Source organism: Campylobacter concisus (assembly GCF_003048835.2).
Lineage (GTDB): Bacteria > Campylobacterota > Campylobacteria > Campylobacterales > Campylobacteraceae > Campylobacter_A > Campylobacter_A concisus_D.
Genome location: NZ_CP060705.1, coordinates 494417 through 520555, shown reverse-complemented (window position 1 = coordinate 520555; position 26139 = coordinate 494417). Strand labels below are relative to the sequence as shown.

Below are 26139 nucleotides of genomic sequence, written 5' to 3'. Positions count from 1 at the left end.
TTTAAATTTATATCTTAGCGCGCTCACATGCAGGCACGCCGTAAGCCTTTATGCCGTCCTTTATATCTCTAACAACTACGCTTCCAGCGCCTATGATGCAGTTCTTGCCGATGCTTATGCCTTGAATGACGCTTGAGCCAATGCCAACATGCGTAAATTCACCCACGCTCACGTTTCCAGCAAGGGCTGCATTTGGGCTGATGTGAGCAAATTTACCTATCACGCACTCATGCTCTATCACTGCGCCAGAGTTTATGATAGCGCCCCCTTTTATGCAAGCTTTTGCGTTTATCACGGCATTTGGCATGACTACTACGCCCTTTTCTAGCACGGCACTTTCACTCACAACCGCACTTTTATGGATCAAATTTACTATCTCAAAGCCAGCGACCTCCACCTTTTGGCTGATCTTTTGCCTTGTTTTATTATCGCCTATGGCTATTATGATGTCAGCTTTTTCAAGCTCTGGACTAAATTTACACTCGCTAGCATCGTCTAAAAAAACTATCTCATCATAGCCGTTATTTCTAGCGATGTCAGCGATCACAAGACCATGCCCACTCGCTCCGTAGATGTAAATTTTCTTAGTTTTTGCCATTAAATTTCTCCGTCGTCGCCTGCCCCTCTTTGCTGACGCCACTTCGTTTTAGCACCTTTTCGATGGTCTGCAAGGCGATCTTTACATCAAGCATAAAGCTTAAATTTTTAGCGTAATAGACGTCGTATTCAAATTTTTTCTCCCAACTTATGGCGTTTCTGCCATTTACCTGCGCTAGGCCCGTGATACCAGGGCGCACGTCGTGGCGATGCTTTTGCGTTTCGTTATAGATGGGTAGATACTCAACCAAAAGCGGCCTTGGTCCGATAAAACTCATATCGCCTTTTAGCACGTTAAAGAGCTGTGGCAGCTCATCAAGACTAAGTGAGCGGATCAGCTTGCCAAATTTGCCAAGACGCTGTTCATCTGGCAAGAGCTCGCCATTTGCGTCACGCTCATCACTCATCGTCTTAAATTTATAAATTTTAAAAATTTTCTCATTTAGTCCTGGTCTTGCCTGCGTAAAAATGACGTCACGGCTTACTTTAAAATAGATAAAAATCGCCGTTGCTATGATGATAGGTGATGTTAAAATGAGCAAAAACAAGGCCCCCAAAATATCAATCACCCTCTTTAAAAAATTTCTATACATCTATAAATTTCCTATAAATTTCTATATATCTTTTCGCGATTTGCTTCTCGTCAAACTCACTAACTGCCCAGTCCCTGCCATTTGCTCCAAGCTTAGCGCAAAGCTCCTCATCATCAAGTAAAATTTTTATCTTACTAGCAAGATCGCTTGCGTCTTTTACCTTGCATAAAAGTCCGTTGTAGCCGTCCTTTACAGCTTCATTACAGCCTGTCACGTCGCTTGCAACGACTGCTTTAGCCATGCTCATCGCCTCTAAAACCGTTCTTGGAAAGCCCTCTTTGTAGCTTGGCAAAGCCAGCAAGTAAGAAGCTTTTAAAAGCTGTGGTATGTCGTTTCTAGCGCCAAGATATCGCACCTTGCCACCTTTTAAAAAGCTCTCGTCTGCGGTTGATTTATTACCAGCAAAGCCCTCACCCACAAAGACAAATTCACAGTTTTTATAGCCATTTAAAATTTCTGCCGCTTCGTAAAATTCACGAACGCCCTTGTGCCACATGGCTCTGGCGATCATGAGAACCACCTTTTTTTCACCAAGGTCCGCCGCCTGCGTGATAGCTGGATCAAATTTAGCAGTATCGACGCCGACACTTTTTATGCGGTACACTTTGCTTTTATCTATCAATTTTTTTGAGATCAGATAGTCTGGATCTGCGTCATTTACGAAGATGCAAGCATCAGCTTTTGCAAAAGAGAGCTTATAAAGGCTCTCCATGACAAAGCGCACTGCCTTTGTCTTAAGATCATCATCGATATAAAAGCTACCAAGGCCTTCAACTAAATTTATCACGTGTTTTATGCCAGCGTTTTTAGCGGCAAACGTGCCAAAGACATTTGACTTGTGAGCGCCAGTTTGCAGCAGATCTAAATTTAGCTCACCTAAAATTTGAGATAATTTTTTAGAGTTATTTATCACGGTTAGCGGATTTAGGCTCGCCTTATCAAGCTCGTAGGTGACGGTGTGAAAGCTTTTAGCAAGCTCATTAGTGAAATTTCCTTTTGGAGCGATAGCAAAAACCTCATGCCCCATATCTTTTAAAGCCTGCATGATAGGGCGTCTAAAAAAGTGTATGCTCATATCAGCGTGGCTTAAAAATCCTATCCTTGCCATCTCTACCTCTTTAGCCTATAAACTTTTGCCGCCCCGTCAAGTATGACTGGCTCAAAGACCTTTGGATCGTATCTTTCAAGCACAAAAAGCTGGATGTAGGCGCTATTTAAAATGCTCTCATCAAGGATGATAAATCTACCATAATCCCTCATAAAAATGACAGAAATATTTGAACTTTCATTATTTTTATACTCTTTTACATTTAGCTTGCCAGCCTCGTTGTAGTCAGTCTCTATGAAAGATCTTAGTGGTAAGACATTGCCATCATAGATCAAATTTGTGACATCACTTGTTAGAGTAAATCCACCACTTAGCCTAATGCCCTTTTCGCTTTGCGAGATCGCTCTAGTGGTGATAAAAAGTCCGTTGTTTAAATTTTTACCACTTTTTAGATCAATCTTGCTAAACTGCAAAATGGTCGGGAAGATGCTAAGCATCCTATCTGGCAGGTAATAATATATCTCTCTGCTCTTTGCTGGCAGGCTAAAATTTTCCTCTTTTATCTCACTAAAAAACTGATCAACGCTTAAATTTCTATCTTTTAAAATTTGAGCCAAGTTGCCATTAAAGTGCTCTTTGAAATTTCGCTCAGTGTATTCTACATCGAGCCTTGCCATATTTGCCGAGCTCATCTCGTCGCTTCCAAGCGCAAAGCTCACGGCAAAATTTTCACGTCCAAGGTGCTTTCCGCCGTCAATTAGCGTCTTAACATCGCTGTAATATCTAATCGGATATCCATAGTCCCACCACGCAACCACGTAGTCCTCGCGTCCTGCGATGCTTTTTAGCTTATTTAAAATTTCAACCTCTTTATTTACAAAGACTGGCTCAGCCTTGTAACCATAGATGTGAATGAGCGCTGGAGCAAGCACAAGAGCTGCTATGAAGGCTCTTATGAGATTTAGCACGGCTCCTTTTAGCTTTAAATTTGCAAGCACAAACTCCACTAAGTAGCCAAAACCAAGCGCCATGATAGGCACAGCGTAAATGGTAAATCTAAGGCCGCTTTTAAATGCTAAAAAGCCAAGTGCGAGCATGCCAAGCGAGACGGCAAATGAGCGGTGCTTGTAACAAAAAAGAGCAACACCAGCAAGAGAGATCAAAAATGTTATGACATTTGCGCTGATCCTCTCACAAAATAGCGTAAAATCAACGACGCTTGACTCTTGGATAGTTTGATTGACATTAAAAAAGTGAAAGCTCATGCCACCAACTTCAGGCGCATCTCTAAAGACGTAAAATTTAAGTTGAAAGATTATAGGATTTAGCCCGCCACGGATGACAAAAACGACAAAGATAATTGCCAAAATGCCAAGAGCAATTTTTAAATTTATCACCTCTTTTTTAAATAGACAAAGTGCGTAAATAGCGATGACAGCGATAAATTTAAGCGTTAGATCAAGGTTTGAGATGGCTAGTAAAAGCAGCGAAATTTCAAGGTAAAAAAGTGGATTTTTCCTATCAAAAATGAGTGTGTAAAGTAAAAATAGCCCAGTTAAAATGCTAATAAGCGAAAAGGCGCTCATATACCACCACATATAGATAAGCACGCTTAAAGGTGCTATTATCAGGCTCTTTGCGTCCTTTTTCTCAAGCACTCTAACAAGCCCCCAAACGACAAAAACGCTAAGTGGGATGATGAGCATGTCGGTGTCGTAATATCCTGCCATAGTGCGGTTGTAGTAGCTATTTGCGATCACTGCAAGAAGTGCAGCGATGAAGCCAGCCATTTTTGCTTTGTATTCGTTTGCGATCAAGATAACAGGCACAGCCACAAGCGACGAGAAAAAGACGCTCATATAAATCATCGCTGTCTCGAGCTTGACACCCAGAAATTTCACGATCCAGTAAGTAAGTGTGGAAAGCGGATAGCCGTAGTAGCTAAGGTCGTTTTCTTGGTGAAAGCCTGCTAGCATGTCCCTTGCGCCCTCGGCAAATGCGTAGCCGTCGTTTGTGCTGATCATCAGCTCGTTGTTCCAGAAAAATACCGGATACTCGCTCGCCCAAAAGACCCAGTAAAGCCTGCAAACCATGCCAAAGATGACTGCGACAAATATCATAAGGTATAAAGAGTAATTTTTAAAAAACAAATTTCTATTCATTAGGATTTTCCAAAAAATTTATAAGCTCGCTCGCTATATTTTCACTATCAAAAAATTTAGCCCGATTATACGCAACATTTTCAAAATTTTGCCTTATCTTTGGCTCGTTAAGCACTTTTATCATCGCCTCTTTCATCGCATTTTCGTCATCAACAGGCACTAAGATGCCAAACTCACTATCGCCCAAAAGCTCCTTTGCGCCGCTCTTGTGCTCGGTTGAAATGATAGTTTTTTCGCATGCTAACGCTTCAAGCAAGACGTTTGAAAAGCCCTCAAAACGCGAAGCACAAAGCAAGCAAGAGGCTTTTTTTATGTGCCTAAAAGGGTTTTTATCAGTGCCAAGAAGCTTTACTCGCTCGCCAACGCCAAATTTGTCTATCAAATTTTGCAGCTCATCTTTTAAAGGCCCTTTGCCAAGGATGCCAAGCGTGGCGCGAGGGTCGCTAATCGAAGCTATTATTTTTATTAACATGGCTTGATTTTTACCACTATCAAGGCGGCCTATGTTTATGAAAAATGGCTTAAAACCATCCTCAAGTGGCTCATCTTTTAGCAAATTTATAGTTTTTAGATCAAGGGCGTTATAAAGCACCTTTGTTTTTGCTTCGCTCATGCCAAAATTTCGCACCAGATCCTCTTTGTTGCCAGCTGCATTTGCGAGGATTAGATCAGCCTTTTTATAAAGATGAGTGAGTAAAAATTTATTAACCCTGCCGCTTAGATCGTCTTTATATAGGATCGATGGACAACTTCGCTCGCTGATAACCAGCCTAGCCTTTAGCCCTAAAATCCTAGCTATTGCGGCTATGTAACATGGGCGGTTCATCAGCACAAACTGCGTGTTGATGCCTAAATTTTGACAAAGATTTTTATATTTAAAGGCAAGCATTGGCATCGCTAAAAAGAGCCTTGCAAGCTTCTTTACTCCGCTCTCATAAGGGTCGCTATTTTCTATAAAGTGGATTTGCACCTCGCTTGGGATCTCGTAGGCGATGACCTTGCTCATTAAGATGAGATGAACTTCATAACGTTTGATCAAAAATGGCAGTAAATTTGCCACATTTCGCTCAGCCCCGCCAGGCCCCATCGAATATAAAAAAACGGCTAATTTTTTCACTTGCTAACAACCTTTTTTATAAATTCTCGCCACTGCTTGATGATATTTTCTTTGCTAAATAAATTTGCACTTTCGCTGGCGTTTTTTGCTAGTTTTTGCCTTAAATTTTCATCTTTTAAAAGCATCTCAAGCTTCTCTTTTAGATCATCGCTGTCGCCATTTTTAAAGATAAGCCCGTCCGTGCCGTCATTTATAAGCTCTCTTGCGCCCACAGTGTCGCTACTTAACCTAGCGCAACCAAAGGCGCCTGATTCGATTAACACGTTTGAAAGCCCTTCGCTTCTTGAGCTAAGAGAAAAAATTTTTGCCTCGCTGTAAAGGCTCGTAACATCACTCATATGACCTAAAAAATTGACATTAAGCCCTAAATTTGAGGCCATCTCTTTTAGCTGCGCCTCCTGCCTGCCACTGCCTGCGATCTTTATCTCCCAGCCATCAAGCAAGCTCTTATCCACCTTGCTAAGTGCCTCAAAATAGATATCATAGCCCTTTACCGCCTCCAGCCTTGCCACGCTTAAGATAACATTTTGCTTCTCGCAAATTTCAGGTATGTCGATAAAAAGTGGGTTGTGGATGACCTCGCGATTTTTGGCAAATTTATAGTAGTCATAGTCGCTTTTGCTTAGCACGCTTAAACCATCTACAAATTTATACGAAAAGTCACGCATAGCGCTTGCGACTTTACTTTTTAAGTAGCTATGCTCGTGATGCTCAGTTGCTATTAGTTTGCTCTTTAGCCCAGCATTTGCCAGCACACAAGCGACATTTGTCCAGTCGATAAAGCTAATTATAAGATCAGCTTTTTGCTCTTTAAAAAGTGCTCTAAGGGCTAAAATTTTCTTAAATTTTAAAGCAACACCTGAGCCAGTGACGTTAAGATTTATGATCTTTATCTTTTCACTAAATTTATAAAGTCCAAGATCCTCTTCAAGCAGGGCGATAGTGATCTCATTGTCTTTGCAAAGCTCATTTGCAAGCACGTTTAGCACGCGCTCAGCTCCGCCGTTTCTAAGTGCGGCTATGACAAAAAGAATTTTCACTTTACACCTCCAAGTCTTAAAAGCTCCAGCCATTTTTTATAAATTTGCTCCACGGTAAACTCATCAAGTCTAGCTCTTGCATTTTTAGCAAATTCACTCATCTTTGCCTCATCTTGCAGCAAATTTGCAAGCTTTTTACTCATATCATCAACGTCATTTATCTCACAAAGCAAGCCATCAAAACCATCTTTTATAAGCTCTTTTGCCCCACTAGTTCTTGTCGCAACCCGCACGCAGTCATAGTTTATAGCCTCTATCAAGGTGTTTCCAAGACCCTCGAAATTTGAGCAAGAGAGCAGCACCTTTGCCCTTTTATAAAGCGAAGCGATGTCACTTACATTGCCTAAAAACTCCACCTCTGCACCCAAATTTTTAGCTAATTTTTCTAAATTTGCCCTCTCGCCGCCATCTCCAGCGACAGCGAATTTATAGCCGCTTTGCTTTAAGTTTGCAGCCACTCTTACAAACATTTCGCAGTTTTTTATCTTATTTAGCCTGCCAACAAAGATGACTAAATTTTCTTTATCAAAGCTCTCACTGCGTATCTCTTCAAAGAGCGGGTTGTAAATTTTCATCACATTTTTGCAAAATTTCGAGTAGTAGCCAAGATCCTCGTCGCTTAAAACGCTAAGTGCGTTTGCAAATGGATAACTAAGGCGTCTTAGCACCTTAAAAATGGCTCTTTTTGGCGCAAGGTAGTTTGTGTGCTCGCTTATGATAATAGGCGTTTTTAGCCCTGCTGAGCTAAAGAGTACCAAGGTATTTACGGCGTCTAAAAATGATATCACAGCGTCAAATTTGCCCTCTCTTATGAGCGCTCTTAAAGCAAGCACCTTTAAAACTCTCTTTTTTAAATTTCCAACCAAGCCAAGCTCATCAGCCCCAACGCCTAAATTTATGAGCTTCACGCCACTTGCCAGCTCGTAAAATGGCTCGTCCTTATCAAATTTAACAAGGCTTACATCGTGATCCATGCTAAATCTTGATGCGATCACCGCGCAAACTCGCTCCGCACCGCCACTTCTAAGCGTTGATGTGACAAATAATATCTTCATACGCCAAACCTTTGCTTGATTTTCACTCTAAGCTTTGAAAGTGCCGGTAAAATGCCACTTGGAAGCAGACTAAGTAGCAAGAAAACAAACGCCTCTTTGCTAAATTTAATACTAAGACTTTTAAAGATACACCTTAGCATAAGGCCATATTCGCCTGCTATTTTGGCGTAGTAAGCGGCGTTTTTATACTGCATAGCTATAAATTTTGGCTCATTTTTTATAGCGATGTCGTAGTGTAAATTCGCTGTTTTGATGTAAGCATTTGCCACATTTAGCGCGTGCTTGCTGGCATTTAGCGTCGCACTATCGCTTCTTGCGATGCGGTAGATGTAAAGTGGCTTTTTAAGATAGAAGACATTTTTTTCAAAAAAGCGGATATAAAGCTCATTTTCGCCGCCAAAACTGCTCTCATCAAACCTAAAACCATCTATAAATTCACGTGAAAAAAGCTTAAAATACTCGCCATTTATCCGCCCGCAGTGATAATCAACCTTACTCATCGCTCCGCTTTGCTTATATGGGCTTCTACCAGCCACGACCTCGGTCATCACGCCATCTTTCTCGCAGATCGCGTCAGCAAAGACGCACGAATACTCGCCACTTTTTAAAATTTCATAGCACTGGGCAATCGCCTCTGGTAAAAGCTCGTCGTCATCGTCAAGCAAGCAGACAAACTCGCCTGTTGCGTTGTCAAAGCCGTTATTTTTATTGCCATTTGGGCTCTTTTTGTGAGCGCTGTTTTTTACAAATTTGATCCTTGCGTCGTTAAAACTCTTGCAAATTTCACTCGCACTCTCGTCATCGCCGTCATCAGTTACAACTATTTCTAAATTTTTATAGCTTTGAGCTAGAGCACTTTTTATGGCCTTTTTTAAAAGCTCTGGACGCTTGTAAGTCGCGGTTACGATGCTGATTAATGGCTCGCTCATTTAGCCCCTTTTAAAAATTCTCTCATAGCCTTGAAGCTTTTCAAGCCTTGAGAAAAGTATAAATTTAAATGTTTTTATATAGGCCTTTAAATTTGCACTGTATCCTCTCTCAAGGCGCTCGCCCTCGATATTTGAGCCACTAAGATCAGTTGGGTGCGCAAAAAGGTCGCAAAAATACATCTGCATATCATTAACGCCAAGCAAATAGTCCCAAACATCGGTCGTGCAAAGCGCCCGCTTATGAATTTCAAGCAAATTTTTAGCACTTTTTTTAGTTAGCACATAAGCCCCTGCTCTATAAATGCTTGAAAATGAGTGTTTTGAGACCTGCCAAAGTGGCTTACTTAGGCTAGCATCCACCTTTTTGCCAAAGGCGCTAAACCTGCCCTCTAGCCCATCTTGCATGCCACATATCAGCACGCTATTTTCAGGCATCTTGCTAGCTGCTAAAAATGCCTCTTTTATGGCATTATCATCTCCTATCACGTCATCTTCAAAGATGAGGGCAAATTTCGCCTCACTTGCCAAAAATGCCTCGTAGGCTTTTACGTGCGAGAGCGAACAGCCTACCTCTGCTGGGCTTAAAACCTTGCCGTAAGCTTTAAATGACGGAGAGATGATCTTATAGTACTCCCTCGCGTTTAGCTCCCCGCCATCAACTGCGTCTATTAGCTTAAAACTATCATAAGAGCCAAATTTCTGCTGCAAAAGCTCGCGCCTTTTGGTATCTTTAGCCAAAGAGATCAAATAAATTTCATTCATTTAAGACCTTTTAAATTTTTTTAAAATTTTACGCCAAACTATGCCTCGCTCGAAGGCATTAAAAAACAAAAAATATCCCAAAACATAAGCTGCGCTGGCATATATCGCAGCAAAGATAGCAAATTTTAGCCAGTTATCTAGGCTCACAAAGTCCTTGCAGGCAAACATCGCAAGCACGCATAGCGCAAAAACGGCTAAATTTTTAAAATAAACCCCGTAAAATGTGGTGAGTTTCACCTCTAAATTTAAAGCGGCATTTATGAGGTCAAAGCCGAGAATTCTTATGCTATAAAAAACGGCTGCGACGATGACGATGCCATAAACGCCGTAGTCACTAAATTTAAGTAGCGCGATCTGCGCTATGATCGTGCTAACGCCAAGGATAGTGTTGGCAATGGCTGGGCGGCGAAGCTTGTTTGTCGCGCTATCAAGGTTAAAAAGTGAAAAAACAAAGCTTATAAATACGATCGGCACTAGCGTGATCATCGAGACGTTGTAGATAAATTTAATCTCATCTGCGCTTTTAAAAGGTAGCCAAAGCGTGTAAAAATCAAGCCCAAAAACGACGAAAAATGCAGCTGGAGCGCTCATCACAAAGGCGATCACCTTCATTGAAAATTTAGCCTCTTTTATGAGATCAGTGATCAAATTTTTAGAGTAAAGCTCGACAAATTTTGGCGCAAAGATACCACTAAGCTGCGCTACAAAGCTCTCAAGTATGATAGGAGCGGCCTTGGCGACTGAAAGAAGACCAGTGGCGTTTGCATTGACAAAAATGTTGCAGATAAAAAGGTCCATGCCTGTTAAAAGTATGCGGTTTAGCGCATTAAAGCTGTTCCAAATGCCAGAGCTTAAAAGCTCTTTGATCTTAGAAAAGTCAAATTTACTAAGGCTAAATTTTAGCTCTGGCGTGATGCGAGCTGACATAAAAATGGTGCTAAAAAAGACAAAAAGGCTAGCAACTAGCGCTGAAATGGCGATGTATGAAATGAACGGCTTAAAAAAGAAAAAGAGCGCCACGATGAGGGCTGCTAGGATCGCGCTTGAGATGGCGTTTCTGATGGAGAGTAGATAGAGCTTATTTGTCACAAAAGCACAAACCGTCAAAACGCCGTTAAATAGCCCAACGCAGAAATTTATAAAGTAAAAAACAAGGGTCATTCTCACGTCAAAGAGTAAATTTTCAGGGACATTTAAAAAGCTTTGCAAATTTAGTATGAAAACAGAGCTAAGCACCACGACAACGGCGCAAAAGAAGATATTTACAACAAGCACTGATGAGTAGTAGGTGTTTGCAAGGCTTAGGTCTTTTTTGTGCCACGCATGAGCAACAAAGCGCCCACTGACCGAGTTTATGGCTACACTTACGACTGCTGCGTAGCTAACTATGGCGTTACTAAGACCCACAAAGCCAAAAGCCTCGTTGCCAAGGCTTTTTAAGATAAATGGTGTAAGAAAGAAATTTATGCCCATTGATACGACAAAAACGACGATTGAGCTTATTAGATTGATCAGCATTAGACTTTTAACCTTTGAAATTTAGCCCAAAAGCTAAATTTAAAAAGAAAAAACCAAAAAAATTAGCCGCCAAGCCAAATGGCAAGGCAGCTATGTAAATTTTAAATTTAACGCTCACTTACAGCCTAGCGTCAGCCTCTGGGTAGATATTTTTTATATCATAAACCAAGCGGCCTTTTAGGTTGAGCTTTTTAAATTCATTGTGAGCTACGGCGATCACGATGCAGTCGTAGTCGTCTAGGTTATACTCTTTTACTAGATCAAAGCCGTACTCGTGTTTTACCTCAGCGCTATCAGCCCAAGGATCAGTCACATCGACCTTGCAGCCAAAGTCTTTTAGCTCATCAACCACGTCTATAACGCGAGAATTTCTTATATCTGGGCAATTTTCTTTAAATGTCATACCAAGAACAAGCACGCGCGCTTTGTTGATAAGCACACCCTTTCTTATCATTAGTTTTATCACTTGATCGGCTGCGTATCTGCCCATATCATCGTTGATGCGGCGACCTGCTAGGATCATTTCAGGGTTGTAGCCTACCTCTTGAGCTTTGTGAGTTAGATAGTATGGATCTACGCCGATGCAGTGACCGCCAACTAGTCCTGGGCGGAAATTTAAGAAATTCCACTTAGTACCTGCAGCCTCAAGCACGTCGATAGTGTTGATGTGAAGCTTTTCAAATAGCATCGCAAGCTCGTTTATAAAGGCGATGTTGATGTCGCGCTGAGTGTTTTCGATGACCTTTGCGGCCTCTGCCACTTTGATGCTTGAAGCTTTGTGAGTGCCAGCTGTGATAATAGAGCGATAAATTTCATCGACCTTGTCAGCGATCTCTGGAGTTGAGCCACTTGTTATCTTTTTGATCTTTGTCACAGTGTGTTCTTTGTCCCCTGGGTTTATGCGCTCTGGAGAATAGCCACAGAAGAAGTCTTTATTAAATTTAAGCCCGCTCTCTTCAAGAAGCGGTACGCAAATTTCTTCTGTAACGCCTGGATAAACGGTGCTTTCATAGACAACGATGTCGCCTTTTTTAAGCACTTTTGCCACGCTCTGGGTCGCTTTTACCACTGGGGTTAGATCAGGGCGTTTGTTCTTATCTATAGGAGTTGGGACGGTTACGATGAAGAAGTTGCAACTTCTGATGTCATCTAAATTTAGGCTAAATTTCATGCCATTATCGATCGCTTTTTTCATCTGCTCGTTACTAAGCTCAAGCGTTCTATCATAGCCACTTTTAAGCTCTTCTATACGTTTTGCATTTACGTCAAAGCCTACTACTTCGTACTTCTCACTAAAAGCTGCTGCTAGTGGAAGTCCCACATATCCAAGTCCTACTACTGCTATTTTCATTTCTCTTTCCTTTTTAAAATTTTTGGTTTTATTGTTTTTATACGTTCATAAATTCTTATCTCTGCGCCAACACCTTGCGGAGTTACGATCCTTATGGGGCTAATGCCAGGCAAAATTTGAGTAAATTCATAATAAATTTGCCTCTTTTTCTTTTTGCCGTTGCAAGGCTTAAGCGGCTTATCTTCTGCGCTAAATTCATAATAAACCCCGCTTTTATCCTCTTTTTTATCTAAATGTCCGCCCTCTAGCATAGCAAATTCACAGTCTGTTTGCATCTCTTTAAAAAATGCAACTTCATATTTAAAATAATCAACCGGCATCTTTGAGACAGGTAGCTCAAAAACCTGCTCTTGCGCCTTTGCCTCGCTTTTGCCTGCTGCTTCGCTAGCTAAAAGCGCAAAAGGCAGCAAAAAAACTACGAGAGATAAAATTTGCTTCACGCTTTGACGCCTATTTGGAAATACTTAAAGCCATGCTCGGCTAAAGTTTTAGCGTTATACTGATTGCGTCCGTCAAATATGACAGCGTTTTTTAGCCTCTCTTTGATCTCCATAAAATCAGGCGATCTAAACTCACTCCACTCAGTCACAAGCACCATAGCATCGGCATTATCAAGAGCGTCATACTTATTTTTAGCGTATTTCACATCTAAATTTGGCATATATTTTTTAGCTTCTTCGCTTGATTTTGGATCATAAGCGACCACTTTTGCGCCAGCTTCATCTAAAAGCTTTATCAAAGTTAGCGAGCTAGCCTCTCTCATATCATCAGTATTTGGCTTAAACGCAAGTCCCCAAAGTGCGATCGTCTTGCCCTTTAGATCGCCGCCAAAGAAGTTATAAATTTTCTCAAATAGCACCCTTTTTTGAGCCTTATTTCTTGACTCGACCGCGTTTAAAAGTTCTGGCTCAAAGCCATTTTGCCTAGCTGTGTAGATGAGTGCCTCAACGTCTTTTGGAAAGCAGCTGCCGCCATATCCGCAGCCTGGGTAGATGAAGCTATATCCGATCCTTGAGTCACTACCAATACCTTTTCTTACTAAATTTACATCAGCTCCCACACGTTCGCAGATATTTGCTATCTCGTTTATAAAGCTGATTTTAGTCGCCAGCATCGAATTTGCAGCATATTTTGTCATCTCGGCTGACTTTACGTCCATGCAAATGAGCCTGTCGTGATTTTTCATAAATGGTTCATAAAGCTCTCTCATAACGCTAAAGCCCCACTCGCTGCTAGCCCCGATAACTACGCGATCAGGCTTTAAAAAGTCCTCAACCGCCGCGCCCTCTTTTAAAAACTCTGGGTTTGAGACTACTTCAAATTTAACCTTTGCATTTCTCTTTTTAAGCTCAGCTTCGATCACCTCGTGCACCTTAGCTCCAGTGCCTACTGGAACGGTTGATTTATCGACTACGATTAGTGGTTTGCTTAAATTTTCTCCGATAGATTTTGCAACTGAGAGGACATATTTCAAATCCGCCTGCCCATCAGCGCCCATAGGCGTGCCAACTGCGATAAATAGCACATCTGCATGCTCCAGCGCCTCGGTTATCTGCGTGCTAAATTTAAGCGAGCCATTTTTGTAGCACTCACTCACGATATCAGCAAGCCCAGGCTCATATATAGGCACGATGCCGTTTTTTAGCGCTTCGATCTTTTTGCTATCGACATCGACGCAGATCACGCTGTTGCCCATCTTAGCAAAGCATGCACCACTTACTAGCCCAACATATCCAGTTCCAATTACTGCTATTTTCATGCTTATCCTTAAATTCTCTTTTCCCACTCAAGGGCGGTTTTTATGATGAGCGCTAGATCATCTCTTTTTGGCTTCCAGCTTGTTAGCGAGCGCAGTTTGCTTGCGTTTGAGATGAGGATAGCTGGGTCGCCGTCCCTTCTTGGCGCATTTAGCACCTTGAAATTTACTCCGCTTACTTTTTTTGCGGTTTCGATGACCTCTTTTACGCTAAATCCTCTACCATATCCCACGTTAAAAGTTTCGCTACCATTTTGACTGATGTAATCAAGCGCGCTTATGTGAGCGTCTGCTAGGTCGCTAACATGGATATAGTCTCTTACGCATGTGCCATCTTTTGTCGCGTAGTCATCGCCAAAGATACCCATGCTATCGCGCTTGCCAAGTGCTGTTTGAACAGCTACTTTGATAAGGTGCGTGGCGTTTGGATAGTTTTGACCGATAAGCCCCTCTTCGTCTGCACCTGCTACGTTAAAATAGCGCAAAATCGCAAATTTGAAATTTTCATTTGAAGCGGCGTAATCTTTGATGATCTGCTCGCTCATTAGCTTGCTTCTGCCGTATGGATTTATCGGGTTTGTAGGCGTTGTCTCGCTCACCTCCGCCACGTCTGGCTCGCCATAAACTGCGGCAGTTGAGCTAAATATAAATTTATTTACATTGTAAGTTTTTGCATATCTTAGCACCCTTGCGACGTTTGCAGTGTTGTTTAGGTAGTATTTTAGCGGCTCGCTCATACTTTCAAAGACCTCGATAAACGCTGCAAAATGGATGATCGCATCAAATTTGCCATTTGCGAAAATTTCACTTAGATCATCCTCTAAATTTGCATTTATAAATTTAAAATTTCCTATTTTTTGGAGTGCTTCAAGTGCTTTTTGTGAGCCCTTGCAGAGATTGTCGATGATGGTTATCTCATCTTTGCCTTGCTTTAAAAGTGCTTTTACTACGTGGCTGCCGATGTATCCAGCTCCACCTGTTACTAAAATCTTCAAGTTTAAGCCTTTCATTAAAAGTGTGTAATTTTATCAAAAATAGAGTAAAGCAAAAGTAAAGCAAGATTAGTTTTTAAATTTTGCTTGAAGACTGCGTGGATAGGTCTTTGACTATAAATTTAAAATAGACTTACAATCTATTTTAAATTTAATCTTTATAATCTCTCATCTACAAAAAAAGGATAAAAAATGAATCTCTCAATCTTAAATTTACTACCAATAAAACAAGGCAGTGACGCAAAAGCTGCCATAGATGCGGCCATCAGACTGGCTAAATTTGCCGAAGATATCGGCATAAATCGCTACTGGGTCGCAGAGCATCACAACATGCAAAATTTAGCTAGCTCAGCCACGCAGCTCATCATCGCGCACATCTTAGAGCATACAAAAAGCTTGCGTGTGGGCTCTGGCGGCGTGATGCTACCAAACCACAGCCCATACTCCATCGCCGAGCAGTACTCCACTCTTGAGACGCTATATCCAAACCGCGTCGATCTTGGGCTAGGCAGAGCTCCAGGGACCGACCAAGAGACGGCTGCGGTGCTTAGACGAGGCACAAGAGAGATGGAATTTGATATGCAAATAAACGAATTAATGGACTATTTTAACGCCAAAAGAGCCGTAAAAGCCTATCCAAAAGTAGACAAAATTCCGCCTATTTACATACTTGGCTCAAGCATATATAGTGCATATGTGGCGGCTGAGTTTGGTCTGCCTTACGCCTTTGCGTCGCACTTTACACCACGTGCGCTAGAAAAAGCGGTAGAAATTTATCGTCAAAATTTCAAACCATCGCCCTTTTTAAAAGCACCCTATGTCATCGCAGGAGCAAATGTAATAATAGCCCAGACTGACGAGCTAGCAAGGAGTTTAGCCACTACGCAAACGCAGTTTTTCTTAAACGTAGTAACTGGCGAAAAAGAGTATTTGCAGCCACCAAAAAGGGACAACGACGAGGTCTTTGCTATGAGCGGCAAAGCAGGTGCCAAGGCTCCGCATTTTGGGCCGATCGACTTTAGGCAAATAGAGCTAAAAAATAGAGAAAGAAGCGTCACGGAAGAGATGATGGCGTGCTCTTTTATAGGCTCAAAGCAAAGCGTTAAAGAGCAAATTTTAGAGTTTCAAAACAGACTTGAAGTCGATGAGATCATGGCTCAAAGCTTTATTTTTGATGAAAGGGCGCAGCTTGACTCTTTTAGGGCGTTAAAAGAGATCATAGACGAAATTTAATCCTCTCTAATCCTTAAAAATATGGGAAATCTTGGCTTGCCATTAGAGGTTAAATTTTGAAATTTATATGTGATGATAGAGCCTATCTTAGGGGGATCTTGACGATTTTTATCGCTTAGTCCTGAGCCTATTTTAAAGATAGTGCCCTCTTTTGGCTCACCAGCTCTTTCTTTATCATCTTTGCCGCCAAGTGCCTTGCAGGTGAGCGAGCCAGCAAAATTTGCGTATTTGCCGCTGCCTTTGTTTATAGCGGTCACTTCACACTCGGCGTCTTTAAATTTCTTAAATTTGAGCGCATTTTTACTTCGTTTTCGCTCGTATGGCGCATTTGGCTCACGCACCACAGCTCCTTCGCCGCCTTTTGCGATGATATTTTCAGCAAATTTTAAAAACTGAGCGTTATCACGCACTTTTATCTGTTTTATGATGATTAAATTTTGATTTGGTTTATTTTTTAGAAATTTAGCCAAAATTTCCAGTCTGGTAAGTAGTCCGCCGCTCGCCTCTGGCACGTCAAAAACGTGAAATTTTAGCCTGCTCCACGCCTTTTCATCTGGCAGCTTATCCATCACGCTTGCTTGAATTTCTTCAAATTTAAGCTCCTTTGCATAAAGCTCACCATCAAGTGCAAATTTAGGGAAATTTTTAGTAAAACTTAGCGGTGCATTTAGCTTTTTGTCCTGCCTTGAGAGTAAATTCTCTCCGTCCCAGTAGGCACGCACGCCATCAAGCTTCTCGCTAGCTAGCCAGCCACTGACGTTTTGATCTTTAAATTCGCTAAGGCGCAGCAGTTCAAGAGAAAATGCAAAATTTAAAAGGGCTAAAAGCGCAAAAACTATCCTAATCAGCCTTTTGCCTTACAAAAACAATAGTCCATATGATCGTCCACCACGCCCACGCTTTGCAAAAAGGCATAGGTGCTAACAGAGCCTAGAAACTTAAACCCTCGTTTTTTTAGCTCCTTTGCCACAAAGTCAGACATCGGCGTAGTTGCTGGCACTTGCTTGATATTTTGATAGTGATTGATGATCTGTTTGCCGTCAAATTTGGGGTCAAATTTTCTTAGCAGATGCCCCCACAAATAGTCATAAAAGCTGCCAAATTCTTGCGTTACTGATAAAAAAGCAAGTGCGTTTGTGGCAAGCGATTTTAGTTTTAGTCTATTGCGTATCAGCCCATCGTTTTGCATAAATTTAGCTATCTCAGCCTCGCCATAAAGCTTGATCTTTTCAGGATCAAAGCCGTCAAACGCCGTTCTCATAGCCTCTCTTTTTTGAAGTACCCCATGCCACGAAAGACCCGCTTGAAAGCCCTCTAAAACTATCATTTCAAAAAATTTTCTATCATCTTTTATGACCTTGCCCCACTCATTATCGTGGTAGGCTATATCAAGCTCGCCCTTGGCCCACTCGCAACGTCTCATTTAAATTTTGATCCCGTAAAACTCGCTATACCACTCGACAAATTTAGCCACGCCGTCGTTTACTTTTGTATTTGGCTTGTAGTCAAAGTCCGCCACCAAATCGCTCACGTCTGCAAATGTCGCTGGCACGTCGCCTGCTTGAAGTGGGAGGAAATTTTTCTTGATCTCACGGCCGATCTTTATCTCAACTGCCTTGATATAGTCCATGAGCTCAACTGGGCTGTTGTTACCGATATTATAGACCTTAAACGGCGCTTTTGAAGTGGCAGGATCTGGGTGCTTTGCGTCCCAAGCTGGGTTTGGCTTAGCAGGATTATCGATACACTTGATGATACCCTTTACGATGTCGTCCACGTAGGTAAAGTCGCGCTTCATCTTGCCGTAGTTAAAGACGTCGATGGTCTTATCTTTAAGTGCGGCATCAACAAACAAAAATAGCGCCATATCAGGGCGTCCCCACGGTCCATAAACCGTAAAAAAGCGAAGTCCAGTCGTTGGCACGTTAAATAGGTGGCTATAAGTGTGCGCCATCATCTCGTTGCTCTTTTTAGTCGCTGCATAGAGACTTATAGGGTGATTGACCCCCTCGTGCGTAGAAAATGGCATGTTTTCATTTAAGCCATAAACCGAGCTAGAGCTTGCATAGACTAGGTTTTTGATCTCATTGTGGCGGCAGCACTCGAGGATGTTCATAAAGCCTGTGATGTTGCTGTCGATGTAGGCTTTTGGGTTTATGAGCGAGTAGCGAACGCCAGCTTGTGCAGCTAAATTTACCACTACATCAAATTTCTCTTTAGCAAAAAGCTCTTTCATAGTCTTTTCATCAGCAAGGTCTGCTTTTATAAATTTTAAATTTGGATGCGTTTTTGAGGTGATAAGCTTGCCGTAGTCTATCTCGCTCACGTCAAAACCAGCCGTTTTTAGGCGTGCAAGCTTTAAATTTACGTCGTAATAGTCATTTATCACGTCGTATCCAACGACCTCATCTCCGCGTGCCACAAGGGCATTTGCAAGGTGAAATCCTATAAATCCAGCTGTTCCAGTTACTAAAATTTTCATATTTTTCCTTTCATTTTGGCTTATTCGTCGTCTAAATTTATCTCAGGCACTTTCTCTTCAAAAAGTGTCTTGCTCTTTGGCTCTTTTGGCTTTAGATCGCTTGCTTTTTTAAGCAGACCGCCCAGCATATCGCGGTTTAGCTCCTCTTTGCTAATGGGCCTTACCTCATCAAATTCACTAAATTCCAAAGCCTCTTTATCTACCTTTATCTCGTAGTCTAGCTGCCCGCTAAGCCTTGCCAGCTCGTCACTTATCGCAGAGCAAAAGACCTCAGTGTATCCCCTGTGAGCGCAGTTTTTGGCTAAAAATTCGCTCATCACGTTTAGGTGATTTATGTAGTCATCTTGCAAGATATTTGCCTGCAAAAGCTCAAATTTCAAAAAGAGCCAGTAGGTATTAAGCACGTCGCTTTCGCAGTATTCATTTATCTTATCAAGCTCGCCTGCGTAGTATAGCTCAAGCACCTGATCGCCGTGCACGTCGTATTTACCTGGTAAATTTAAGCTAGCGCAAAGCGTATCAAGCTTTAGCCCTCTCACACTTCCAAAATCGCTTATAAAATCAAGCAGATCAAGGTGAAATTTAGGCGAATATCTGGCTCTATAATTTTCCCATTTATTTTTGTTTAGCTCTTTATTCTCGCTCTCATAATATGCCGCCGCATTTAGGTTGTAGCGCATCGCACGCACCATTAGCATAGGCAGGTCAAAGCCGCGGCCATTAAAGCTAACAAGCCTTGGATTATAATCATTTATAAATTTTAAAAATTTAGCGATGATCTCGCACTCATCCTTGCCCTCCATCGTGCTAACTTTTAAAAATTTGCCGTACTCATCGGCCATCACTGCAGAGATCGCGATCACTCTATGAAACATCACAGGCAAAAAATCGCTACCACTGGCCTCTTTTTGCAAGGCCATCGCCTGGATGCTCACATCTTCGTCGCTTCCGTCAATGCCGTAAATTTTTCTTATCAAATTTGCATCAGGTATCGTCTCGCAGTCAAAGACGCAGATGTAACTTTTTGCCATTTTAGCCCTTTTTTAAGCATTTTTTTTTAAAATCATACCAAAAATTTATATTTAAAGTAGCCAATGCAAGATAAAAATCAGCTAAAAATAGCCATAGTCAAGCTCTCCGCTCTTGGGGACATCGTGCACGCAGCCATTGTGCTTCAGTTTATCAAAAAGCACTGCCCAAATGCTCACATCACATGGCTCGTTGATGCCCGTTTTGCAAGCCTTTTAAAAGATCATCCCCTAATCGACGAGCTAGTCGTTTTGCCACTTAAAGAGAGCTTTAAAAAGAGCTACAAGATCATAAAAACGCTTGGCAAATTTGACAAAATCATTGATCTGCAAGGACTTTTTAAATCAGCTGTCGTTGCAAAACTACTTGGCAAAGAAATTTACGGCTTTAGCAGAGAAAGCGTCAAAGAAAAGATTGCAGCCAGGCTTTATGGGCATAAATTTAAGATCGACTACAACGAAAATATCATAGTTAGAAACCTAAGCCTTGCAGGATATGCTCTAAATTTTGGCTTTGGCAGAGATGAGATTTTAGAAAAATCACCCTGCTTTGAAATTTGCAAAAAATTTAAAAATGAAAGCGGAAAAAAACGCGTATTGATCGCTGCTTTTGCAAGCGAAGAGAGTAAAATTTATGACAAATTTAAAGATGTGATTAGACTTCTTGATGATTGTGAAATTTACCTTTGCTACGGGAGTGAGAGCGAAAAAGCAAGGGCTGAGGCGATCATTTCGGGCACATCTGCAAAACTGCTTGAAAAACTAAGCATAAAAGATATGATAGATTACATCGCAAGCTGCGATCTGGTAATTGGCAATGATAGCGGTCTAACGCACCTTGCATGGGCTGTAAATAGGCCTTCTATCACGCTTTTTGGTAACCGACCAAGCCACAGAAACGCCTACGTCACAGACAAAAATCTTGTCATTGATATGGGTAAGGAGATAGATGCTAGAAGTATCGATAAAAACGACTTTTGCATAAGAGAAATTTACCCTGAAACGGTTGCAAATTTCGCAAAAAGGCTGCTAAATGGATAGGATATATCTAGCTGGCTTTTACACTTTAAAATTTCTTATACTTATAATGCCTAGCTCACTTCAAAACCTGCTTGCTAAATTTTTAGCATTTGCTTATAGAAAGCTTGGCAAAAAGCGTTTTCATATCGTTATGACAAATTTAGACCTTGCATTTGGCGAGACAAAAACTAAAGAAGAGAAGCTAGAAATCGCTAAAAAATGCTACTACAACTTTGCAAAATACCTTGGCATAAATTTCATCCTAAACCAAAATACAACAAAACAAAAGATACTTGAAAAGGTCGTCTTTAAAAATGAGCACTTTTTAGTTGATGCGATGAAGTCTGGCCGACCTATCATTGTCACGACTGCGCATTTTGGGCAGTGGGAGATATTTAGTCTAGCAATGGCAGCACGATTTAGCGCAGTTTCAGTGCTTGGCAGAAGGCTTGATAGTAGCGTAATGGATAAAATTTTAAGAGCCAACAGATCGCAGTTTGACGTGGAACTAATCGACAAAGATGGCGGCGCAAAAGATATCTTAAAAGCGCTAAAAGCTAGGCGCTTGGTTGGAATTTTAGTCGATCAAAACACCGCGCCACAAGATGGCATAAAGGTGCGGTTTTTTGGTAAAGATGTGCTTCACACGCCAGCAGCAAGCGTGCTAGCTCAAAAGACAGATGCTCTCATCGTAAGTGCTTTTATCTACCAAAAAGATGAAAATTTAAACGAAATTTGCTTTGAGCAGCCAATAGACATAAGCACCTTTGACAAAGAAGATGCTGTGCAAAAAGCGACGCAAATGCAGTGTAGTGCGTGCGAAGAGATGGTTAGAGCAAGGCCAGAAGAGTACTTTTGGTTTCACCAAAGGTTTAAGAGATTTTACGAAAATGAGTACAAATGCTAAGCGTCGTAATCCTAACTTACAATAGCGAAAAATACCTAAAAGAGGTACTAGAGAGCGCTAATTTTGCTGATGAGATCATCGTGGTTGATAGCGGCTCAAAAGATAGCACAAGGCAAATTTGTGATGGCTTTAGCAACGTGAAATTTCACGAACAAGCTTGGCTTGGATTTGGCGCGCAAAAGCAAAAGGGCGTGGATCTAGCCAAAAACGAGTGGGTCTTTGTGCTTGATAGCGACGAGGTGATAACAGACGAGCTTAAAAATGAGATCATTAGCACGCTAAAAGAGCCTAAATTTATGGCTTACAACGTTGCTAGGCTAAATTTTTTCTTTGGCAAAGCGATAAAAAATATGGGGCTATATCCAGACTATACGGTAAGGCTTTTTAACAAAAATTTTGCCAAATTTGATGGCAGAGCTGTGCATGAAAAGGTTGTTTTAAATGATGACTCACAAAGGCTTGGCGCGCTTAAAAACCACTTCTTACACTACGCGTATGAGAGCATCGAGCAGTTTATCGCTAAGCAAAATCGCTACTCAAGTATGGGTGCAAAGAGAAATTTATTTAAGGCGCTTACAAGTCCTGCTTGGACATTTTTTAAGCTTTTTGTGCTAAAAAGTGGCTTTAAAGAGGGCTTTGCTGGCTATGTTATCGCTAGACTTTACGCCCAGTACACATTTTGGAAATATATAAAATGAAAATACTTGTAATTAAATTTAGAAATATCGGCGACGTGCTTTTGACAACGCCGCTCATTGAAAATTTGCACCACTACTACCCAGAGGCAACCATCGACTTTGCCCTAAATAAAGGGACAGAAGCGATGATAGAAGGCAATCCTTACATAAACAAAATCCACATTTATGATAGGCAAAGTGCAAATTCTGGCTTTTTTAAAAAGCTAATGACCGAGCTAAAATTTATAAGAGCGATCAAAAAAGAGAAGTACGATATGGCGGTGCAAACGACCACTGGAGACCGCGGTGTCATCATCGCAAAGTACGCTAAGATAAAAAAGATAGTTGGCTTTTTAGGCAAGCACAAGGCAATAAATAAGCTTTTAAGCGTAAAGGCAAAATACTACGAAAATTTCTCTCACACGGTTGATCTAAATTTAAACGCACTAAGGGCTTTGGGCTTTGAGCCAGTGAGCAAAAAAGTGAGCGTCTTTTCAGATGAGAGCGTGGAGCATCTAAATTTACCAAAACGCTTTGTGCATGTGCATCTAACAAGCCGCTGGATGTTTAAATGCGCAAACGACGAGAGCATGGCAGAGCTCATCGACTACTGCGAAAATGAGCTTAGTGTAAAGGTCGTGCTAACAAGCGACAACAAAGAAAATGAGCTAAATAAGCTTGCAGGCGTGCTAAAAATTTGCAAAAGTGAGCCTATAAATTTAGGCGGCAAGCTAAGCCTAAAACAAACGATCGTCCTCTCAAAGCGCTCAAGTCTCTTTATCGGCGTCGATACCGCTATCATGCATATAGCTGCTGCTAACGACGTGCCAGTGATCGCCTTTTTTGGCCCAAGCGGAGCTTTTGAATGGGGGCCTTGGGATAATAGCTTGATGCAAAATGGCTACACATCGCAAAATGGCATCCAAAGCATGGGTAAGCACATCGTCTATCAAAAGGACTGGGACTTTGTGCCTTGCGACAAAGAGGGCATAAAAGAGCACGGCGTAGAAAAAACGCTGATGGACTTTAGCGACGAAATGCCAAAAATAAAAGAGAAGATAAAGCAAATTTTAAAAGGAGAAATATGAAATCACTAATTACCCCCCCCCATTTTATCACTAAAGACTACTCTCACATAAAAACTTAGCTATGTTACACATTTTTATTGCGATCAAAACGACATAAACTCTATTCTAAATTTATTAAATGCTTATGCAAAATATGATCCAGAAATGCTGGATATTATGGAATTTGTCATAATAGATGACGGTTCGCCATTAAAATATGAAATACCAGATTTTAATCTAAATTTATGCTGGATAAAAATCAACGAAAACATAAAATGGAACCAAAGTGGAGCAAGAAATTTAGGAGCTTTAAGTGCAAAAAGTGATAAATTAATAATCACAGACTTAGACCATATCTTTTATGAAGACACATTAAAATTTATAGCGAACTACGCCTTTAAGAAGCATGAAATTTATAAATTTAGACGAACACATATCCATAGAAATAACTTTATATCAGGTAACTATCCATCTCATGGAAACGTTTTTACAATGAGCCGAGGTGTTTTTTTAAAATATTTTGGCTATGATGAAGAATTTGCTGGAAACTACGACTATGAAGATAACTTTTGTGCTGAATATTTTGATGCGCTTGGTTTTAAGAGAAAATATATTACAAAGAGAAAATATTTTTATAGGGAAAGAGACGATAACGATGTTAATCGTAAAAGTTCATATCACTCATTAAACAGGGATGATTCACAAAATAAAATAATTTATGAAAAGAAAAAAGAAAAAATGAAGAAGTATGGTGCAATGGTAGCACATTCAAGGATTTTTCTAAATTTTAATTGGCAAGTTTTAAGCGAACAGTTTATAAAAAACATCCCAGAAAACACTATAAAAAGAAAATTTTGGCTCTTGAATTATTTCAAATAATAAAAATGGGAGCAACTATGTTTTGAGACCAAAGAAAGGTTTTTACATTTTTGGTCTCACTAATTAGCCATAAAAATTAATAATGTTTTTAAGCATAAACTTTAGCCCTAACTCCTAAGAAAAGCATAAATAGATCCCAAAAAGTTATTTTGATAGATAAACATAGTCTTTTTAAGCCATTTTTCATCGCGCTTTGTCACTATGCGTTTTATTTCCTCTAAATTACCATCAGCCCTGTTTATCCCGCGTTTTGTCGTGAAAAACGCATTGTAGCCATGTTTTTTAGCAGTACTTAGGTATTCGTCATTATATTTGCCACGCGGCCAGCAAAGTGCGTCGTCCTCAAAGCCAAAATTTTTCTTCATAAACTCACGGCAAAGGCCAAATTCCTCGTCCAGACTTAGCTGCCCAAAATAGTTATCAAAATGACCGTGCGTATGTGAGTGAAAATAAAAGCAGTCACTCATTTTATCGATCTGCTCTAAATTTAATATCACATCTTGCGGCCTACTTGGTGCAGTATTTTTACATTCACTGTGACTACCATTTAAAAAGCTACCACGACTTATCTCATGGGCCTTTTGCGCCGCTTCTATCCAGCCAGTGACTATAAAAAGATTTGCTTTTAGGCCAAATTCTTTCACGATAGGATAGGCGTAGATATAGTTATCCATCCAACCATCATCAAATGTTATACAAACGCTCTTTTTTGGTACTTCCAGCTCGCCTTTTTTGTATGCGATAAATTCATTTATACTTAGCGTTTTATAGCCATTTTCAGCTAGAAATTTCATGTGCGATCTAAATTCATCCACGCTACTAGCGATAAATCCGCTCTTTTCAAGCACATGGTGATACATCAAAACCGTTACGCTCATTTTACAAGTTCCATATATAAATTTTGTGTGTTTTCTATCATTTTTTCGATACTAAATGTCTCTTTTACGTACTCTCGGCCAAACTCACCCATCTGCTTTCTTAAATTTTCATCCAAAATGAGCCTTTCAAGTACCTTTTTTAACCCCTCTTTGTCGCCATTTGGAAATAAAAATCCACTCTTGCCGTCACTCACAGCCTCGCCAAGTCCGCCCACGTCGCTTCCGATGGTAGCTAGCTTACACGAAGACGCCTCAAGCAGCGCCCCGCCGATCGCCTCCATATCAGAAGGTAGCACACAGATATCAAGCGAGCCTAAAAAGTCGCTCACATCGGTTCTGTTGCCAAGCATGAAGATATTTTTCTTATCTTTTATATATTCTTTTAAATTCTCATTTTGCGGACCATCACCCACGATAAAAAGGGCCGATTTTTCTAAATTTAGCTCGCTAAATGCGTCAATTAAGAGTTTGTGATTTTTAGCAGCTCTTAACACTGCCACGATACAAACGCCCACCACGTCGTCACTTAGCCCAAATTCTTTTTTCATATTTATCTTAAATTCTGGCGTGTATTTTTGCGTGTCGATGCCAGTGTAAATTTTTAGTACCTTCTCTTTTTTAACACCTCTTTTGATAAGATCGGCGCAGACTGAGTTGCAAACGCCGACCACTTTTGTGCTGAGATTGTAAGGGATAGGTGAAGTGATAGGCAGCTGTAAATGCCTAGTGCGAACCACGCTAACGCCACAAATTTTGCCCACGATCGCGCCTATTGTGCCGTCTTTGCCAGAGTGAGTTGAGATGATTTTTATATTATTTTGCTTTACAAATTTGCAAATTTTTAAAATTTCAAAGATGTTATAAGACTTTTTTAGGTTGAACTCAACAAATTCGCACTCTATTTGCTTTTCAAAGCTTTTTGAGCCAGGGTTTAGCCCATAAAAAACCTTAAATTTACTCTTATCCAGTCCATTTATCACACGCTGCGTGCGGTGCTCTTGCCCACCAAATCCCGAAGAGCTTTCAAGCTCAAGTATATTTATCATTT

General features: G+C 40.9%; 26 protein-coding genes. 6 read left to right on the top strand and 20 right to left on the bottom strand.

Annotation, left to right across the window (positions count from 1 at the left end; translation table 11 throughout):
- Window positions 1-7 precede the first annotated feature (7 nt).
- The 14 genes from pglD to galE all read right to left on the bottom strand — a co-directional run bounded on the left by pglD (window position 8) and on the right by galE (window position 14923).
- Complete coding sequence (pglD, locus tag CVT08_RS02550; RefSeq protein ID WP_107856395.1) at window positions 8-598, bottom strand: UDP-N-acetylbacillosamine N-acetyltransferase; 591 nt, start codon at window positions 596-598, stop codon at window positions 8-10.
- On the bottom strand, window positions 585-1190 hold the full coding sequence (pglC, locus tag CVT08_RS02545; RefSeq protein WP_021088589.1) for an undecaprenyl phosphate N,N'-diacetylbacillosamine 1-phosphate transferase: 606 nt from the start codon (window positions 1188-1190) through the stop codon (window positions 585-587). The genes pglD and pglC overlap by 14 nt, the downstream gene beginning before the upstream one ends.
- Window positions 1183-2298 (bottom strand): N,N'-diacetylbacillosaminyl-diphospho-undecaprenol alpha-1,3-N-acetylgalactosaminyltransferase, encoded by a 1116-nt coding sequence (gene pglA, locus CVT08_RS02540; RefSeq protein WP_107856396.1) that lies wholly within the window; start codon window positions 2296-2298, stop codon window positions 1183-1185. Before pglA ends, pglC begins: the two co-directional genes overlap by 8 nt.
- 2 nt (window positions 2299-2300) lie before the next feature.
- Complete coding sequence (locus CVT08_RS02535) at window positions 2301-4400, bottom strand: STT3 domain-containing protein (RefSeq protein ID WP_107856397.1); 2100 nt, start codon at window positions 4398-4400, stop codon at window positions 2301-2303.
- Entirely contained in the window at window positions 4393-5517 is a 1125-nt protein-coding gene (gene pglJ / locus CVT08_RS02530; protein WP_107856398.1) for an N-acetylgalactosamine-N,N'-diacetylbacillosaminyl-diphospho-undecaprenol 4-alpha-N-acetylgalactosaminyltransferase, read from the bottom strand. Before pglJ ends, CVT08_RS02535 begins: the two co-directional genes overlap by 8 nt.
- Window positions 5514-6557 carry a glycosyltransferase gene (locus tag CVT08_RS02525; protein ID WP_107856399.1) on the bottom strand — a complete coding sequence of 348 codons (1044 nt, stop codon included), beginning with the start codon at window positions 6555-6557 and terminating at the stop codon, window positions 5514-5516. Before CVT08_RS02525 ends, pglJ begins: the two co-directional genes overlap by 4 nt.
- Window positions 6554-7612, bottom strand: coding sequence for a glycosyltransferase (locus tag CVT08_RS02520; protein WP_107856400.1), 1059 nt, complete (start codon window positions 7610-7612; stop codon window positions 6554-6556). The genes CVT08_RS02525 and CVT08_RS02520 overlap by 4 nt, the downstream gene beginning before the upstream one ends.
- Window positions 7609-8541 carry a glycosyltransferase family 2 protein gene (locus tag CVT08_RS02515; protein ID WP_107856401.1) on the bottom strand — a complete coding sequence of 311 codons (933 nt, stop codon included), beginning with the start codon at window positions 8539-8541 and terminating at the stop codon, window positions 7609-7611. Before CVT08_RS02515 ends, CVT08_RS02520 begins: the two co-directional genes overlap by 4 nt.
- Entirely contained in the window at window positions 8542-9303 is a 762-nt protein-coding gene (locus CVT08_RS02510; RefSeq protein WP_107856402.1) for a glycosyltransferase family 25 protein, read from the bottom strand.
- Window positions 9304-10821, bottom strand: a complete 1518-nt coding sequence (locus tag CVT08_RS02505; RefSeq protein WP_107856403.1) for an MATE family efflux transporter — start codon at window positions 10819-10821, stop codon at window positions 9304-9306.
- Window positions 10822-10939: 118 nt separating this feature from the next.
- On the bottom strand, window positions 10940-12172 hold the full coding sequence (locus tag CVT08_RS02500; protein WP_107856404.1) for a nucleotide sugar dehydrogenase: 1233 nt from the start codon (window positions 12170-12172) through the stop codon (window positions 10940-10942).
- Complete coding sequence (locus tag CVT08_RS02495; protein ID WP_107856405.1) at window positions 12169-12612, bottom strand: ecotin; 444 nt, start codon at window positions 12610-12612, stop codon at window positions 12169-12171. Before CVT08_RS02495 ends, CVT08_RS02500 begins: the two co-directional genes overlap by 4 nt.
- Window positions 12609-13931, bottom strand: a complete 1323-nt coding sequence (locus tag CVT08_RS02490; protein ID WP_107856406.1) for a UDP-glucose dehydrogenase family protein — start codon at window positions 13929-13931, stop codon at window positions 12609-12611. Before CVT08_RS02490 ends, CVT08_RS02495 begins: the two co-directional genes overlap by 4 nt.
- An 8-nt stretch (window positions 13932-13939) precedes the next feature.
- Window positions 13940-14923: a UDP-glucose 4-epimerase GalE gene (gene galE, locus CVT08_RS02485; protein ID WP_107856407.1), complete on the bottom strand. Its 984-nt coding sequence runs from the start codon at window positions 14921-14923 to the stop codon at window positions 13940-13942.
- A gap of 189 nt (window positions 14924-15112) precedes the next feature.
- Here galE and CVT08_RS02480 point away from each other — a divergent pair, with 189 nt between their 5' ends.
- Window positions 15113-16153 carry an LLM class flavin-dependent oxidoreductase gene (locus tag CVT08_RS02480; RefSeq protein ID WP_107856408.1) on the top strand — a complete coding sequence of 347 codons (1041 nt, stop codon included), beginning with the start codon at window positions 15113-15115 and terminating at the stop codon, window positions 16151-16153.
- On the opposite strand, the gene CVT08_RS02475 is transcribed toward CVT08_RS02480, so the two are convergent.
- The 4 genes from CVT08_RS02475 to CVT08_RS02460 are packed head-to-tail and all read right to left on the bottom strand — an operon-like array spanning window position 16150 to window position 19666.
- Window positions 16150-16998 carry a DNA ligase gene (locus CVT08_RS02475; protein ID WP_107856409.1) on the bottom strand — a complete coding sequence of 283 codons (849 nt, stop codon included), beginning with the start codon at window positions 16996-16998 and terminating at the stop codon, window positions 16150-16152. The genes CVT08_RS02480 and CVT08_RS02475 overlap by 4 nt on opposite strands.
- Complete coding sequence (locus tag CVT08_RS02470; RefSeq protein ID WP_107856410.1) at window positions 16998-17576, bottom strand: DNA-3-methyladenine glycosylase I; 579 nt, start codon at window positions 17574-17576, stop codon at window positions 16998-17000. The genes CVT08_RS02475 and CVT08_RS02470 overlap by 1 nt, the downstream gene beginning before the upstream one ends.
- Complete coding sequence (locus tag CVT08_RS02465; RefSeq protein WP_107856411.1) at window positions 17577-18635, bottom strand: NAD-dependent epimerase; 1059 nt, start codon at window positions 18633-18635, stop codon at window positions 17577-17579.
- Between the two features lie 20 nt (window positions 18636-18655).
- A complete protein-coding gene (locus CVT08_RS02460) occupies window positions 18656-19666 on the bottom strand; it encodes a 3'-5' exonuclease (RefSeq protein ID WP_107856412.1) in 1011 nt (336 codons plus the stop codon).
- 63 nt (window positions 19667-19729) lie between these two features.
- On the opposite strand from CVT08_RS02460, the gene waaC reads away from it, so the two are divergent.
- The 5 genes from waaC to CVT08_RS02435 all read left to right on the top strand — a co-directional run bounded on the left by waaC (window position 19730) and on the right by CVT08_RS02435 (window position 24213).
- A complete protein-coding gene (waaC, locus tag CVT08_RS02455) occupies window positions 19730-20704 on the top strand; it encodes a lipopolysaccharide heptosyltransferase I (protein ID WP_107856413.1) in 975 nt (324 codons plus the stop codon).
- Window positions 20697-21590: a lipid A biosynthesis lauroyl acyltransferase gene (locus tag CVT08_RS02450; RefSeq protein WP_107856414.1), complete on the top strand. Its 894-nt coding sequence runs from the start codon at window positions 20697-20699 to the stop codon at window positions 21588-21590. Before waaC ends, CVT08_RS02450 begins: the two co-directional genes overlap by 8 nt.
- Complete coding sequence (locus tag CVT08_RS02445) at window positions 21584-22288, top strand: glycosyltransferase family 2 protein (protein ID WP_107856415.1); 705 nt, start codon at window positions 21584-21586, stop codon at window positions 22286-22288. The genes CVT08_RS02450 and CVT08_RS02445 overlap by 7 nt, the downstream gene beginning before the upstream one ends.
- On the top strand, window positions 22285-23355 hold the full coding sequence (gene rfaQ, locus CVT08_RS02440; protein WP_107856416.1) for a putative lipopolysaccharide heptosyltransferase III: 1071 nt from the start codon (window positions 22285-22287) through the stop codon (window positions 23353-23355). Before CVT08_RS02445 ends, rfaQ begins: the two co-directional genes overlap by 4 nt.
- Window positions 23356-23511: 156 nt before the next feature.
- Complete coding sequence (locus tag CVT08_RS02435) at window positions 23512-24213, top strand: glycosyltransferase family A protein (RefSeq protein WP_230855951.1); 702 nt, start codon at window positions 23512-23514, stop codon at window positions 24211-24213.
- Window positions 24214-24320: 107 nt separating this feature from the next.
- On the opposite strand, the gene CVT08_RS02430 is transcribed toward CVT08_RS02435, so the two are convergent.
- Complete coding sequence (locus CVT08_RS02430) at window positions 24321-25091, bottom strand: polysaccharide deacetylase family protein (protein ID WP_107856418.1); 771 nt, start codon at window positions 25089-25091, stop codon at window positions 24321-24323.
- On the bottom strand, window positions 25088-26137 hold the full coding sequence (locus tag CVT08_RS02425; protein WP_107856419.1) for a glycosyltransferase family 4 protein: 1050 nt from the start codon (window positions 26135-26137) through the stop codon (window positions 25088-25090). The genes CVT08_RS02430 and CVT08_RS02425 overlap by 4 nt, the downstream gene beginning before the upstream one ends.
- Window positions 26138-26139: the final 2 nt, after the last annotated feature.

Coding starts and splice junctions, on each gene's coding strand:
- pglD (WP_107856395.1), bottom strand. CDS start 598: ATGGCAAAAACTAAGAAAATTTACATCTACGGAGCGAGTGGGCATGGT.
- pglC (WP_021088589.1), bottom strand. CDS start 1,190: ATGTATAGAAATTTTTTAAAGAGGGTGATTGATATTTTGGGGGCCTTG.
- pglA (WP_107856396.1), bottom strand. CDS start 2,298: ATGGCAAGGATAGGATTTTTAAGCCACGCTGATATGAGCATACACTTT.
- CVT08_RS02535 (WP_107856397.1), bottom strand. CDS start 4,400: ATGAATAGAAATTTGTTTTTTAAAAATTACTCTTTATACCTTATGATA.
- CVT08_RS02520 (WP_107856400.1), bottom strand. CDS start 7,612: ATGAAGATATTATTTGTCACATCAACGCTTAGAAGTGGCGGTGCGGAG.
- CVT08_RS02515 (WP_107856401.1), bottom strand. CDS start 8,541: ATGAGCGAGCCATTAATCAGCATCGTAACCGCGACTTACAAGCGTCCA.
- CVT08_RS02510 (WP_107856402.1), bottom strand. CDS start 9,303: ATGAATGAAATTTATTTGATCTCTTTGGCTAAAGATACCAAAAGGCGC.
- CVT08_RS02505 (WP_107856403.1), bottom strand. CDS start 10,821: ATGCTGATCAATCTAATAAGCTCAATCGTCGTTTTTGTCGTATCAATG.
- CVT08_RS02500 (WP_107856404.1), bottom strand. CDS start 12,172: ATGAAAATAGCAGTAGTAGGACTTGGATATGTGGGACTTCCACTAGCA.
- CVT08_RS02490 (WP_107856406.1), bottom strand. CDS start 13,931: ATGAAAATAGCAGTAATTGGAACTGGATATGTTGGGCTAGTAAGTGGT.
- CVT08_RS02480 (WP_107856408.1), top strand. CDS start 15,113: ATGAATCTCTCAATCTTAAATTTACTACCAATAAAACAAGGCAGTGAC.
- CVT08_RS02470 (WP_107856410.1), bottom strand. CDS start 17,576: ATGAGACGTTGCGAGTGGGCCAAGGGCGAGCTTGATATAGCCTACCAC.
- CVT08_RS02465 (WP_107856411.1), bottom strand. CDS start 18,635: ATGAAAATTTTAGTAACTGGAACAGCTGGATTTATAGGATTTCACCTT.
- CVT08_RS02460 (WP_107856412.1), bottom strand. CDS start 19,666: ATGGCAAAAAGTTACATCTGCGTCTTTGACTGCGAGACGATACCTGAT.
- waaC (WP_107856413.1), top strand. CDS start 19,730: ATGCAAGATAAAAATCAGCTAAAAATAGCCATAGTCAAGCTCTCCGCT.
- CVT08_RS02450 (WP_107856414.1), top strand. CDS start 20,697: ATGGATAGGATATATCTAGCTGGCTTTTACACTTTAAAATTTCTTATA.
- CVT08_RS02445 (WP_107856415.1), top strand. CDS start 21,584: ATGCTAAGCGTCGTAATCCTAACTTACAATAGCGAAAAATACCTAAAA.
- rfaQ (WP_107856416.1), top strand. CDS start 22,285: ATGAAAATACTTGTAATTAAATTTAGAAATATCGGCGACGTGCTTTTG.
- CVT08_RS02435 (WP_230855951.1), top strand. CDS start 23,512: ATGGAATTTGTCATAATAGATGACGGTTCGCCATTAAAATATGAAATA.
- CVT08_RS02430 (WP_107856418.1), bottom strand. CDS start 25,091: ATGAGCGTAACGGTTTTGATGTATCACCATGTGCTTGAAAAGAGCGGA.
- CVT08_RS02425 (WP_107856419.1), bottom strand. CDS start 26,137: ATGATAAATATACTTGAGCTTGAAAGCTCTTCGGGATTTGGTGGGCAA.